This window comes from Paenisporosarcina sp. P4_D4, from assembly GCF_056401835.1.
Genome location: NZ_JBFUIO010000005.1, coordinates 1 through 14452 on the forward strand (window position 1 = coordinate 1; position 14452 = coordinate 14452).

Genomic DNA, 14452 nt, shown 5'->3' on the forward strand with positions numbered 1-14452 from the left:
TCCTTATTACCTCCCGCAAAGAACGCTAGTTCGGTTAAGCGGTTAAAAAAATTTAAAGAAACTTCAATTTCGTTTTTATAAATAATCTTTGATGTCTTCATTCAACTGAAAAATGACATCTTCCAATTTTTCAATTTTCTTCTCAAATCGATAGAAAAGATAAATAGTGATGGCAATCGGAAATCCAAAATTACCTATTACTGTTGTCCATAATGGAACATCTACTGTACTCATGAAATATCCCCGCCTTCTTTATTAGTATTTATTTGATAAAGAAGATAGATGCGACCATTTCACAACTCCTTGAAAAAGTTTATTGAAAAAATTTGATATTTATGCATAGAACTAGGTAAGCAACGAAACAATCGCAAATACAGATGCCTTTTAATCAAAGGCACCTGCTATTTATTATATTGAAACAAGTGATTCTACTATTTTTTGATCGAAAACTGTTTTAATATAATCTGGAAGTGTCAAATAAATTAAGCCATTTCCTTCAATATTGGGAGAGTTTCCAAGCGGTACCGTCCGTTTGATTAGTTGGGCATACAATTCGGGAACGGTCAGCTCTCTTTTAAACGATGAATTCGCCATTATTTTAATTAATGCCAAGGCACCCGTTACGTGAGGGGTAGCCATTGAAGTGCCGCTTAAAGTGGCATACGTTCCGTTTAAATATGTGGACGTCACTTTTTCACCGGGTGCGACCAAATCAACTTCGTTATTGGAATTGGTAAATTCAGAGGACTCGCGCTCCATATTAACAGCCCCAACACTAATTACCTCGTTGTAACAGGCAGGATATCCAAGTTCATCCGTTGAATCTTGGCCGTCGCCTGCATTACCCGCAGCACACACTACCAAAATCTTTTGATTGACCGCTTCGATAATAGCTTCGTGAAGTTCTTTCACATCTGATGGCCCACCTAAAGACATCGAGATAATATCTACTTTTTGTTCAATTGCATAATGGATGGCATTGATGATCCAATCATATTGACCAGAACCGTTTCTTCCAAGAACCTTCAATATCAAGAGGCTTGCTTCCGGAGCAACACCAACGACACCTTGGTTATTGAGAGTTGCCGCAATCGTTCCACACACATGGGTTCCATGACCATTATTATCCTCGAATTTCTCAGGGTCTTTTTTGTAATCATTCGTAAAATTGCGCCCCCCTATGATACGTTCCTTTAAATCAGGATGGTTCGTATCACAGCCTGTATCCAAAATTGCGACGGTAATGCCTTTTCCTTTTGTTTCGTTCCACATTTCAGGGGCTTGAATGATTTCGACCCCTTTTGGAATTTCGTTCACCATGTCCAGTTGCTCTACTACGCTGTACGGTATTAATTGTACTAATTTTTCCATGTTCCCCCTCCTCAAATTATTAGTAAGCGAAATCTGGATGTATATTAATAGTATCAATTTTCTGAAAAGTAAAATAGATTCAAAGGTAGCATTAATTGGAAGAAAATAATAGGTAATTTATAACAATATTTTACTATAAATTACTATTTGGTTGTTATTTTTTAAGTTCATAGCAATAAAAAGTAATATTTGAGCAATTTTTCCCACCTCAATCTTATTTGAAATTAGGAAGTAGGGAGATTTTATCAAGTTCAACCATAGTGTGTTACCATTAATATACAAATATCACTGGCCATTAGAAACGCTGCTAAAGAAGGAGGGTAAAAAATGAAAAAGGGATGGGCAGTATTCGCTGCATTTTTTTTGATCGTCATCTTCCTCTCAGGTTGTCGGGATAAGGTGACACCGGAGGAACTATTGGCGGAATATTTGGGGCATTGGAACAATGGGGAATTCGCTGATATGTATAGCAACTATCTGAATGAAGAAACGAAAGGCATATATGGAAAGAAAGGTTTTGTGGAAAGGCAGGAAAAGCTGCAAAAAGATTTAGGTATCGAAAATGTGGAAGTAACGTATACGAAGCCAGCTAAAGATATTGAGTGGGACAGCGAGAAACCGGCAAGTTTTCCAATACAAGTAAAAATGGAAACAGTTGCTGGACCGGTTGAATTCGAGAAAACAATGACTTTGGTCCACGAAACACACGATGAGATAGAGGATTGGTTTGTGGAGTGGGATTCATCATTCATTTTTCCTGAGCTAGGAGAAAAAGATACGATAAGGATTTCAACAACGACTTTTGCACGTGGTGAAATTCTTGACCGCAACGGACTCCCGATTGCTGTGAATGGAACTGGTTATGAAATCGGAATTGTGCCAGGGAAGTTCACAGATGACGAGAAAAAAGCGGAGTTAACCGAGCTCCTCGGTACTACAGCAAAATACATTGACAGTCAGTTGAACCAGAGTTGGGTCAAGCCTGATTATTTTGTGCCGATTGCAAAAGTTTCGAACAATGACATTCCATTACTGGAAAAGCTTGCTGAAATTCCAGGCGTCACACGGAAGGAAACACCGATGCGTGAATATCCGTATGGAGAAGCACTTTCCCATTTATCTGGCTTTATCGGTGTGATTACAGCGGAACAGTTGGAAAAGCACAAAGATGAAGGGTATACAGAAAGCGACCTAATTGGCAGACAAGGGTTGGAACGATTACTCGAAGATCGACTGCGGGGAGAAAACGGGATTCGTATCTACATCGATAAAGCAGAAGAAGGTGCAGAAGCGGTAACGGTTGCAGAAAGGCCGGCAGTAGACGGGGAAACGGTTTCATTGACGATTGATGCCCAGTTACAAAAACAAACGTATCAAGCCATGCGTGGCGAAGCGGGTACGAGTGCGGCCGTAAATCCCAAAACAGGTGAGACACTAACTCTTGTCAGTTCCCCGGGGTTCAATCCGACTGATTTTATGCTGGGAATCAGTGGCGAGCGCTACAAAGCACTTGAGGCGAACCAGTTGAAACCGTTGTTCAATCGTTTTACAGCCTCTTACGCTCCGGGATCGACATTAAAACCGATCACGGCAGCAATCGGGTTGGAGGCGGGCACACTTAATCCAACTGAAGGGCTGGCGATTAACGGAAAGACATGGCAAAAAGATGCATCTTGGGGCGATTACAAGGTCACGCGTGTCCACGCTGAAGCACCCAATCCGATTGATTTGAATAGAGCTCTCGTCTATTCGGACAATATTTACTTTGCGCAGCAAGCACTTGATATGGGGAGTAAGACATTTGTGGAAGGACTGAAGCGTTTCGGTTTCGATGAAGAAATCCCGTTCACTTATGGGATGAAGCCTTCCCAAATTTCAAATGAGGGGACAATTGGGTCACAAGGTCAGCTTGCGGATACGTCATTCGGCCAAGGCCAAATGTTGACCAATATCCTTCATCTTGCATCGATGTATGAAGTCTTTCTGACAGAAGGTCTGATGTATAAACCTACCTTGTTTTTGGAGGAAGAGGACGCTCAAGTTTGGAAGGAAGGACTTGTGAGTGCAAAAAATGCGTCGATTATTAGAACCAGCCTTCGGAACGTTGTAGTGGATGGATTTGCACAAGCTGCCAATTTGCCTTCGGTTCCACTTGCAGGAAAAACGGGAACGGCAGAACTCAAAGCGGCTTCGGAAGATAATGGTAGGGAAAATGGTTTTTTTGTTACTTACAACTCAGAGAATCCAGAATTCATTTTGGCGATGATGATTGAAGGGGTGGAAGATAACGGAGGCAGTGCTTATGTAGCTGAGCTAGTATCGAGAGTCTTTGCACCTAAGGGAGAAAATCAATAGAAAAGCATGGAAAAAGGGGACTGAATGAATATTATTCAGTCCCCTTTTTCAGCATCTACTTATGAATGAACACATTCTTTAAGCAGTTCTTTCACAAGTTCCTTATTGCGTGCTTTAAAGACATCATTGTGTGAAGAGACCATGGCTATTTGATCCGCTTCAGGTTCAATATATTTCTTTGCTTTATTTACTGCATTCGCAGCATCGTGGAAAGTTCCTGCAATCAGGTTAAGTTTTCCTTCATGCTTCAAGATATCGCCAGCTGCAAAAATACCTGGAATTGAGGATTCACTGTTCACGCTTCCTGCGATAAAGTAGCCATCTGCCAGTTCCATTTTTACAGAACTATTTTCTAGCAACGCGATATCTTGTTCGAATCCATGGTTTATAACGATTTCATCCACTGACAAGTATTGTTTTTCACCAGTCATGGCATCTGTTAATTCGACCGTCTCAATGCGAGAATTATCCGTAGAAGCAATCAATTTAGATATGGACGTTTGGAATATGCAAATTGCATTACTTTCCAAAAGCTTGGTGACCTGTGCTTCATGTCCCGTGAAATCGTCTTTTCTGCAGACCACGATGACTTGTTTGGCAATCGGTGCGAGTTCATTGGCCCAGTCAATGGCTGAATTCCCTCCACCTGAAATGATTACCTTTTTATCTTTAAAGTGCATCAAGGACTTAATGGTATAATTCAAGTTACTTACTTCAAATCGGTCAGCACCTTCAATTTGAAGCTTTTGTGGAGTAAGGATACCGCTTCCAGTTGCGACGATGATTGTTTTGGATAAATGCTGTTCATTCTTATCGGTAATCAGTTCGAATAATTGATCTGCCCTCTGATGGATGGCCCCGATTTTTGTGTTCAGCACGACGGTTGGCTGAAACGTCAATCCTTGCTCAACCAGTTTATCGATTAGCATGGCTCCTGGCAGTGGAGGGTGTCCTCCGACATCCCAAATCATCTTTTCAGGATACACATGAATTTTGCCGCCAAGTTGAGGTTGGAATTCAATAATTTTCGTTTTTAGTCCGCGAAGTCCACTGTAAAAACTGGTATATAAACCTGCAGGTCCTCCACCAATGATGGTTACATCGTACTCTTCTAAATGCTTCATTTTTTCAATCCTTCCTCAACAGGTAAAATCGTGTGATTTCGAATTTTATATATAGTATAGTGCTATTGACAGGCTTAGCTTACCCTATTATAGTTAGTTTGTAAATGATATTGATAATCGTTATCAGTAAATATAAATAATTTGGTGAAAGGAGGTTGAAAATGGTTCGGCTAAAAGCAAAAGAACTGCAAATCCGATATGGTGATCGAACAATTGTTGAGAACTTATCTGTTTCCATACCAGATGAAAAAATCACCGTCATAATCGGTCCGAATGGCTGTGGGAAATCCACCTTATTAAAAGCAATGACTCGTATCATTCCTCATCAAAAAGGCTCCGTTGTTCTTGACGGCGAAAGCATTGTCAAAGAACCCACAAAAAGGCTTGCACAGAAAATTGCAGTACTGCCTCAGACTCCAGAAAGTGCAGGTGCACTGACTGTTGGAGAATTGGTTTCATATGGACGATTTCCGCATCAGAATCGATTCGGCCGCTTGACCAAAAAGGATTTGGAGATGATTGACTGGGCACTTGAAGTTACGGGAACTAAATTCTTCAAGTCACATCCCGTTGATTCACTCTCGGGTGGACAGCGTCAACGTGTGTGGATTGCCCTGGCCCTTGCTCAGGAAACCGATATGATTTTTCTGGATGAACCAACAACCTATCTGGATATGGCGCATCAACTGGAGATTCTTGAATTGTTGCAGCAGTTGAACGTTACGGAAAAACGCACCATTGTGATGGTGTTGCATGATTTGAATCATGCTGCCCGTTTTGCGGATTACATTATCGGGATGAAGTTTGGGAAAATCGTGAAGTCTGGTCCCAGTGAAGAAATTATCACGAAACCAGTATTACGCGAACTGTTTCAAATCGATGCTGAAATTGGCGAAGATCCACGTACAGGAAAACCGATTTGTATTACCTATAATTTAGTAAGAGGAGAATGACATAAAATGAAAAAATACTCATACCTATTCATAGCGCTACTTGCGATGTTTGTATTAGCTGCATGCGGCGGCAATAAAGAAGAAGGAAAGTCAACGTCCAAAGAAGGTGACTCTTCAGAACCATCGACAATCACGTATGAATCCGAAAACGGACCTGTTGAAGTGCCTGCTGACCCACAACGTGTCGTAGTTTTATCATCATTTGCAGGTAATGTCATGGCATTAGATGTTCCTTTAGTTGGTGTTGACTCTTGGTCGAAAATGAATCCACGCTTTGAAGAAAAACTTGAAGGCGTTGAGGAAGTAACGGATGAAAACCTGGAGAAAATCATTGAAATGGAACCGGATTTAATTATCGGTCTTTCTAATATCAAAAATGTGGACAAACTGAATGAAATTGCACCAACAGTTACCTTTACGTATGGAGCGGTTGACTATTTAACGCAGCACGTAGAAATCGGGAAACTACTTAATAAAGAAGAAGAAGCACAAGCTTGGGTAGATGATTTCAAAAAACGTACGCAAGAAGCAGGCGATGAAATCAAAGCGAAAATTGGTGAAGATGCGACTGTCACTGTAATTGAAAGCTTTGACAAAGAATTGTATGTATTCGGTGACAACTGGGGCCGCGGTACAGAAATCCTTTATCAGGAAATGGGTCTAGGAATGCCTGAGAAAGTAAAAGAAATGGCATTGAAAGATGGCTACTATGCATTATCTGCTGAAGTTTTACCTGAGTATGTTGGAGACTATTTAATCTTCAGCAAAAATAAAGATGCAGACAACTCATTTGAAGGTACAGAAACATTCAAGAATATCCCGGCAGTAAAAAACAACCAGATGTATACAGTGGATGCAATGGAGTTTTACTTCAACGATCCTTTGACACTGGATTATCAATTGGAATTCTTTAAGAAATCTTTCTTGGGGAACTAAATCATGTTCAATTTTCGGCTTCAACGCATTCCTTATTCAATTAAACTGGGGATGAGTTTGATTCTGATGATCGTACTTTTCGGCATGGCGTTAGTTTTCGGGGCGGCCGATACAAGCGTGAAAGATGTTATATCTGCCTTACTATCAAGTGCTCCGAATGACCAAGCCATAATGTTGCGGGAGATACGTTTTCCGCGAGAAGTAGCCGCTGCCCTAATAGGCGCGGCTCTTGCCGTTTCAGGTGCTATTATTCAGGGGATGACTCGTAACCCACTTGCCGATCCAGGCTTACTCGGATTGACTGCCGGTGCCAATGCGGCGCTTGCTATAACGTTGGCATTTTGGCCAACTGTTAATTATTTTGGTGTGATGCTCGCATGTTTCGCAGGAGCGGCAGTCGGAGCGATTCTCGTATTCGGGTTCAGCTCGTTTCATCCAGAAGGCTTTACAACTTTACGGATCGTGCTTGCAGGTGCAACCATTTCAGCTTTTCTCTATGCCATTGCTGAAGGTGTCGGATTATATTTTAAAATATCGCAACAGGTTTCCATGTGGACTGCAGGTGGCATGGTCGGGACGACTTGGAATCAAGTGTTGTTAATTGCTCCAATTGTTTTGGTCGGGATTATCATTTCTTTGATGTGTTCACGCCAATTAACCATTCTTTCACTGAGTGAAGAAATGGCACTTGGGCTCGGGCAACGTGTCCGATTGATTAAGTCCATATTGTTTGTACTCGTCATCATTTTGACAGGCGCGTCTGTGGCACTTGTCGGCAATTTGGCATTCTTCGGGCTGATGGTACCTCATATTGTGCGGGCAATAGTCGGTACGGATTATCGCTTTGTGCTTCCGATGTCAGCCATTCTTGGAGCGGCTTTCATGTTGCTTGCGGATACCGTTGCTCGTACAATTAACGCTCCGTATGAAACTCCCGTGGCGGCTGTTGTTGCCATTATGGGCTTGCCATTCTTCTTGTACATTGTACGTAAAGGAGGGCAAAGTTTCTCATGATCGAAAAATCCATTATTCGAAAACAACGGTTATTACTGATTGTCTTTTCAATATTGATTGTGACCACTGCGGTCATCAGTCTTGGTCTCGGCTATTCGTCCGTTTCCTACGACCGAATCATTCCGACAATTCTTGGCCAAGGGGAATTTAAAGAAGAATTCGTTCTTTTCTCGGTCCGTCTGCCTCGGATAGTCATTACGGTTTTGGCGGGAATGGCACTAGCCTTATCAGGTGCATTGTTGCAGGGGATTACCCGCAATGAATTGGCGGATCCCGGTATTATCGGCATCAATTCTGGAGCAGGGGTTGCCGTTGCTATTTTCTTTTTGTACTTCCCAGTGGAGGCGGGGGCATTCATTTATGTATTGCCTTTCGTTGCTTTCATCGGTGCTTTGCTGACAGCTGGAATTATTTATGCGTTTTCTTACAGCCGTACGACTGGTATGCAACCAGTGCGTCTAGTATTGGTAGGGGTCGGTATGTCCATGGCATTGTCAGGTGCCATGATTGTATTGATTTCTTCTGCTGACCGAATTAAAGTCGATTTCATTGCTCGTTGGCTTGCCGGGGGTATTTGGGGGACGGACTGGCCGTTTGTATTGGCTATTTTGCCATGGTTGGTCGTACTAATCCCGTTTGCTATCATTAAAGCGAACCGGTTGAACATCCTTGGGCTGGGTGAACCAGTAGCAATTGGCGTAGGTCTGTCCGTTCAGAAAGAGCGTATTGTCCTAACACTTGCAGCTGTGGCACTTGCAGCATCAGCTGTTTCTGTAACAGGAGGGATTTCATTCATCGGGTTGATGGCACCACATATTGCACGTACGCTTATTGGTCCCAGACACCAGCTGTTTCTACCGCTATGCGTACTCATTGGTGGCTGGCTCCTGCTCATTGCGGATACAATCGGACGCAATATTGTTGAACCGAATGGACTTCCGGCAGGCGTCATGGTGGCACTGATCGGTGCACCATATTTTATTTACCTACTAACTAAAAAGTAATTTCCAAGTGAATTAAGAGTAACCTTCATTTCATAATGAACAAGTCGAGCTGGGGTGAATCCCTAGCTCTTTTTTTATTTAGGCTCTAGTAAACGATAGGGTTGTTTATCGTACATTTGCGCTAGCCGCACGTTTGCATGAGCCCAACAAGTATGAAAACCAACATACTTGTGGGTCTCATTTTTTAAAAGTGCTGGTCCTGCGGTTACTCGTCGCAAAATGCAGTTTTGTGGCAACGCCTTCGTGACTAACACCCTCTTGGCCCGAGGAGGCTTGTCTGGTACGTCCGCGGAACGGGAGCCGATTCCCTTTAATTTTTATAAAGAATCAACCATAAAGTTAAACTGAGCCTTTATCGATGGAAGAAAGTACATGAGATAAAAGCGTTTACATTTTCATTTAAGTCCATTACTATACTTGTATACAAGTATGTCGGTTGTGAAAGTAGGAAGGTACGAATGAGTGAAAAACAAAAATTTATCTATCCTGAAAAGTGGAATGCAAACGCTTCCATGGGTGTACGGTTAGCGTGTGAGCTAAGAATCAGAATAATTGCCGGTCTTATTGAGCCTGCCACTGTGCTTTCGGAAAACAAATTAGCTACAGAATTTAATGTAAGTCGTTCGCCTATTCGTGAGGCGCTTAAAATATTGGCATCGGAAAATATCATTCGTCTCGAACGGATGGGTGCTGTTGTCGTTGGATTAGCAGAAAAGGACATAAAAGAGCTATATGACGTTCGACTGATGATTGAAACATTTGTATATGAACGGATATTGAAAATAGATACGACTGTTTTGGTGAAGGAACTAAGCAAAATACGTGAAATGATGGAAGTTGCGATTAAGTATAAAGATGCGGATGAGTTCTCTTACCAGGACGTGTTATTCCATGAAACGATTGTTCGATCCATCAACCATTCCTATATTCTGCTGATTTGGAACAATACAAAACCGGTCATGGAAAGTTTGATTCTTTTATCAATGCGCATGCGAATGGAAGAAAAGTTTGAAGACTATTCACGTGTCTTAAACAATCACGATATTTATATAAAAGCGATTCAAACTAAAGATCGGGATGTCATGGTTCAAGCGTTGCATCAAAACTTCGAGGATGTTCAAGAGAAAGTGGAAGACCTTTGGATGTCTCAACAAATGCTCACAAAAGAAAGGGAGCAAAATTTATGACTAACTATATGCTAGGTGTGGACATAGGGACAACGAGTACGAAAGCGGTTTTATTTACTGAATCAGGTGAAATCGTTCAACAAGAGAATATCGGTTATCCATTGTATACACCGGATATTTCAACTGCGGAACAAGATCCTGAAGAAATATTTCAAGCAGTCGTAAAATCAATCTCCAATGTCATGAGCCTTTCACGGATTGCCCCGGATAAATTGTTGTTCATTTCGTTCAGCAGTGCGATGCACAGTGTCATTGCGATTGATGAAAATGATCAGCCACTTACTCAGTGCATCACATGGGCGGACAACCGTAGCGAGGCTTGGGCGCGTAAAATAAAGCAAGAATTAAATGGCCATGAGGTTTACAAACGGACAGGAACGCCTATTCACCCTATGTCACCATTGAGCAAAATTGCTTGGATTGTGAATGATCGTCCTGAGCTTGCGGCCAAAGTGAAAAAATATATAGGCATCAAAGAATATGTTTTCAACAAGTTCTTTAATCGCTATGTTGTCGATCATTCATTGGCTTCGGCTATGGGGATGATGAATCTCAAAAACCTAGCTTGGGATGAAGAGGCATTGCAAATCGCTGGCGTTTCATCAGACCAGTTATCTGAGCTAGTGCCGACAACCGAGATTTTCAGTGACTGTAATCCGAGGCTGGCAAAAAAACTTGGCATCAGTCCTCAAACATCATTTGTCATTGGAGCAAGCGATGGAGTGCTTTCAAACATAGGTGTGAATGCGATTGGTAAAGGGGAAGTGGCCGTTACAATCGGTACTAGTGGAGCCATCCGTACGGTCATTGACCATCCACAAACAGATGAAAAGGGACGCATCTTCTGCTACGCATTGACTGAAAAACATTGGGTCATTGGCGGGCCTGTAAATAATGGAGGTATGGTGCTTCGATGGATCCGAGATGAATTTGCCTCTGCAGAAGTGGAGACAGCGAAAAGACTTGGCATTGATCCATATGAAGTGTTAACCAAAATAGCAGAACGTGTAAGACCAGGTGCAGATGGTTTGCTGTTCCATCCATACTTGGCAGGTGAACGTGCACCGTTATGGAATCCTGACGTTAGAGGTTCATTTTTCGGACTGACGATGTCCCATAAAAAAGAACATATGATTCGGGCTGCCCTAGAAGGTGTAATTTATAATCTTTACACCGTATTTTTGGCATTGCTTGAAGTGATGGATGAACCGGTCGTTCGAATTCAGGCAACTGGTGGTTTCGCAAGATCAGATGTTTGGCGCCAAATGATGGCAGATATATTCGATCTTGAAGTTGTTGTTCCGGAAAGTTATGAGAGTTCTTGTCTTGGGGCATGTATTTTAGGACTTTATGCTACAGGTGAAATTGACTCGTTTGATGTGGTTTCCGATATGATTGGCAGTACATTCAAGCACACTCCTATAGAATCCGATGTACAGGAATATAGAGAGCTGCTACCCATATTTATTAATTTGTCCAGAGTTTTGGAAAGAGAATATACAAGTATCGCTAAGTATCAAAGAAGGTTAATAAAAAATAATAACTAAGAAAATGGGGGTATTGTCATGCCGTTAATTATTGTTGCAATAGGGATTGTCTCGTTACTTATTTTGATCATGGGCTTTAAATTGAACACATTCGTTTCATTGATTATTGTTGCATTTGGGGTTGCATTAGCTTTAGGTATGCCGCTTGATAGCATTGTTGCATCCATTGAAGGTGGACTTGGCGGTACGCTTGGTCATTTGGCATTGATATTTGGACTGGGTGCTATGTTGGGAAGATTGATTGCTGATGCAGGTGGTGCACAACGCATCGCGATGACCCTGATTGATAAATTCGGGGAGAAAAGAATCCAATGGGCAGTGGTAGTGGCTTCATTCATTATCGGTGTCGCTTTGTTCTTCGAAGTAGGATTAGTGTTATTAATTCCAATCGTATTTTCAATTTCTAAGCAATTGAAAGTGTCCATTTTACACTTGGGAATTCCGATGGTAGCTGCGTTATCCGTAACACACGGCTTCTTGCCGCCGCATCCGGGCCCGACAGTTATTGCCGGTGAATACGGAGCGAATATCGGTGAAGTATTGCTATACGGCTTCATCATTGCGATCCCGACTGTAATTATAGCGGGACCTATATTTACGAAAATTGCACGACGAATCGTACCGAACTCATTCAATAAAACAGGTGATATCGCCTCACTTGGTGAACAAAAAACATTTAAGCTTGAAGAAACTCCTGGTTTCGGAATCAGTGTATTCACAGCTATGTTCCCGGTCATCCTAATGGCCATTGCAACAGTCATCACAATGGTGCAAAAAACAAATGGCATTGAAGATAACGCTGTATTTGCAACTGTTCGTTTTGTTGGGAATGCTTCAACAGCGATGCTTCTATCATTATTGCTAGCAGTATATACAATGGGATTGGCACGCAAAATCCCGATGAAATCCATCATGGATTCATGCTCTAGTGCCATTGCAAGTATAGGAATGATGCTACTGATTATCGGTGGTGGTGGTGCGTTTAAACAAGTGTTGATTGATGGTGGAGTCGGTGATTATGTAGCTGAATTGTTTAGTGACAGCACACTTTCCCCAATCATTCTTGCATGGGTTATTGCTGCCATTTTGCGTATTTCTTTAGGATCAGCAACTGTTGCTTCATTAACTACTGCAGGCTTGGTTATTCCGATGTTAGGTGCAACAGACGTCAACTTAGCGTTGGTAGTTCTAGCAACTGGTGCAGGTAGTTTAATAGCATCACATGTAAATGATGCTGGCTTCTGGATGTTTAAAGAATTCTTCGGTTTAACGTTAAAAGAAACGTTTGCAACATGGACATTGCTTGAGACCATTATTTCGGTATCGGGATTACTATTCATTCTATTGTTAAGTTTATTCGTATAAGAAGGGATTGGATTAGATATGAACAACACGATTGGTGTTTTAGGTCTCGGTGTAATGGGAAAGAGCATCGCGTTGAACATGGCTAGTAAAGGTGAAAAGGTAGCAGTCTATAACTATACGAGAGATTTAACGGACCTACTCTTGCAAGAAACAGAACAAGTGAATGGCTATTATAGTGTAGAAGAATTTGTTCAGTCTCTGCAATCTCCAAGAAAAGTGTTTCTTATGGTTACTGCAGGTGATATCGTAGATTCTGTCATTCAATCATTAGTACCTTATCTGGAACCGGGAGACATTATTATGGACGGCGGGAATTCTCATTTCGAAGACACGTTACGCCGATATGATGAATTGAAGTCCAAGGGAATCGACTATTTAGGCATAGGGGTTTCTGGTGGTGAAGAAGGAGCACTAAAAGGTCCTTCTATCATGCCTGGTGGAGATAAAGAAGTGTATGAAAAAGTGGCACCTATTCTGACTAAAATTGCCGCGCAAGTAGATGGAAAGGCTTGTTGTGCGTATATGGGGCCAAAAGGCGCTGGCCATTTTGTGAAAATGGTCCATAACGGTATTGAATATGCGGATATGCAGCTCATTGCGGAAGCGTATTCTTTCTTGAGAGAAAGACTTCATATACCTCTAGACGAAATTGCAGATATCTTTGAAACGTGGAACCATGGGGAATTAAAAAGCTACCTGGTTGAAATCACGTCGGATATTTTAAGAAAAGTGGATGAAAAAACAGGTTTGCCACTTGTGGATGTGATTCTAGATAAAACGGGACAAAAAGGGACAGGAAAATGGACGAGCGTGCAAGCCATCGACCATGGTATTCCTGTTACCATCATTGCGGAATCGCTATTTGCCCGCTACATTTCCCACCAGAAATCGGAAAGAGTTCATGCTTCAACCATATTAGCTGGGCCTAAACTGGCGAATGAAGATTTAGATCGGGAATTGTGGATTGAATACGTAAGACAAGCATTATATATGGGGAAAATTTGTGCTTATGCACAAGGGTTCGCCCAATATAAAATGACTTCAGTACTGAATGACTGGAACTTGCCGTTAAAAGATATCGCACTTATTTTCCGTGGTGGTTGCATTATTCGCGCTGAATTTTTAAACACAATCAGTGAAGCGTATGAAGAACAGTCAACGACAGATAATTTATTGATTGCTCCATACTTTGTTGGAAAAACGAAAGAATATCAAACAGGTATGAGAAAAGTTTTGGCTGAAAGCACGATGTCTGGCATGGCTTTCCCAGCGCTGAGTGCAGCGCTCGCCTACTATGATGGCTACCGAACGGGACAATCCAGCGCCAATCTATTACAAGCACAACGTGATTATTTCGGGGCACATACGTATGAACGTACGGATATGGAAGGCTCTTTTCACACGAATTGGAAATAAATAAGTTTAATAAGCAAGAGACGGCTGAAATTTTTTGTTCAGTCGTCTTTTTCTATATTTTGATTCAACTCGCTAATACTCCGATTGACAGTAGACCCAAGAGAACATCAGCAATCCAGCGATTTTATTGACTATTCCCAGATTGGGTTGTCCAATAAAAAAGAAAATCGTTGAAACGCC

General features: G+C 41.8%; 12 protein-coding genes. 9 read left to right on the forward strand and 3 right to left on the reverse strand.

Annotated features, from left to right (window positions below; translation table 11 throughout):
* Positions 1–75: 75 nt before the first annotated feature.
* Positions 76–234 carry a YvrJ family protein gene (locus AC1DSL_RS02745; protein WP_016428613.1) on the reverse strand — a complete coding sequence of 53 codons (159 nt, stop codon included), beginning with the start codon at positions 232–234 and terminating at the stop codon, positions 76–78.
* Between the two features lie 174 nt (positions 235–408).
* Positions 409–1371: a S8 family peptidase gene (locus AC1DSL_RS02750; protein ID WP_477531072.1), complete on the reverse strand. Its 963-nt coding sequence runs from the start codon at positions 1369–1371 to the stop codon at positions 409–411.
* A 327-nt stretch (positions 1372–1698) separates the two neighbouring features.
* Here AC1DSL_RS02750 and AC1DSL_RS02755 point away from each other — a divergent pair, with 327 nt between their 5' ends.
* Positions 1699–3726, forward strand: coding sequence for a penicillin-binding transpeptidase domain-containing protein (locus AC1DSL_RS02755; RefSeq protein WP_477531073.1), 2028 nt, complete (start codon positions 1699–1701; stop codon positions 3724–3726).
* 59 nt (positions 3727–3785) lie between these two features.
* Here AC1DSL_RS02755 and AC1DSL_RS02760 read toward each other — a convergent pair whose 3' ends face one another.
* A complete protein-coding gene (locus AC1DSL_RS02760; protein ID WP_477531074.1) occupies positions 3786–4850 on the reverse strand; it encodes an NAD(P)/FAD-dependent oxidoreductase in 1065 nt (354 codons plus the stop codon).
* Between the two features lie 161 nt (positions 4851–5011).
* On the opposite strand from AC1DSL_RS02760, the gene AC1DSL_RS02765 reads away from it, so the two are divergent.
* The 8 genes from AC1DSL_RS02765 (at position 5012) to gnd (ending at position 14272) form a co-directional block, all read left to right on the forward strand.
* Complete coding sequence (locus AC1DSL_RS02765; RefSeq protein WP_016428609.1) at positions 5012–5803, forward strand: ABC transporter ATP-binding protein; 792 nt, start codon at positions 5012–5014, stop codon at positions 5801–5803.
* A 6-nt stretch (positions 5804–5809) separates the two neighbouring features.
* Positions 5810–6739, forward strand: coding sequence for an iron-hydroxamate ABC transporter substrate-binding protein (locus AC1DSL_RS02770; protein ID WP_477531075.1), 930 nt, complete (start codon positions 5810–5812; stop codon positions 6737–6739).
* A 3-nt stretch (positions 6740–6742) separates the two neighbouring features.
* On the forward strand, positions 6743–7753 hold the full coding sequence (locus tag AC1DSL_RS02775) for a FecCD family ABC transporter permease (RefSeq protein ID WP_477531076.1): 1011 nt from the start codon (positions 6743–6745) through the stop codon (positions 7751–7753).
* Positions 7750–8757 (forward strand): FecCD family ABC transporter permease, encoded by a 1008-nt coding sequence (locus tag AC1DSL_RS02780; RefSeq protein ID WP_477531077.1) that lies wholly within the window; start codon positions 7750–7752, stop codon positions 8755–8757. Before AC1DSL_RS02775 ends, AC1DSL_RS02780 begins: the two co-directional genes overlap by 4 nt.
* A 458-nt stretch (positions 8758–9215) precedes the next feature.
* Positions 9216–9944 (forward strand): GntR family transcriptional regulator, encoded by a 729-nt coding sequence (locus tag AC1DSL_RS02785; protein WP_477531078.1) that lies wholly within the window; start codon positions 9216–9218, stop codon positions 9942–9944.
* Positions 9941–11491: a gluconokinase gene (gene gntK, locus AC1DSL_RS02790; protein ID WP_477531079.1), complete on the forward strand. Its 1551-nt coding sequence runs from the start codon at positions 9941–9943 to the stop codon at positions 11489–11491. Before AC1DSL_RS02785 ends, gntK begins: the two co-directional genes overlap by 4 nt.
* 18 nt (positions 11492–11509) lie before the next feature.
* Complete coding sequence (locus AC1DSL_RS02795; RefSeq protein ID WP_477531080.1) at positions 11510–12856, forward strand: GntP family permease; 1347 nt, start codon at positions 11510–11512, stop codon at positions 12854–12856.
* Positions 12857–12874: 18 nt separating this feature from the next.
* Complete coding sequence (gene gnd, locus AC1DSL_RS02800) at positions 12875–14272, forward strand: decarboxylating NADP(+)-dependent phosphogluconate dehydrogenase (protein ID WP_477531081.1); 1398 nt, start codon at positions 12875–12877, stop codon at positions 14270–14272.
* The last annotated feature ends 180 nt before the right edge of the window (positions 14273–14452 follow it).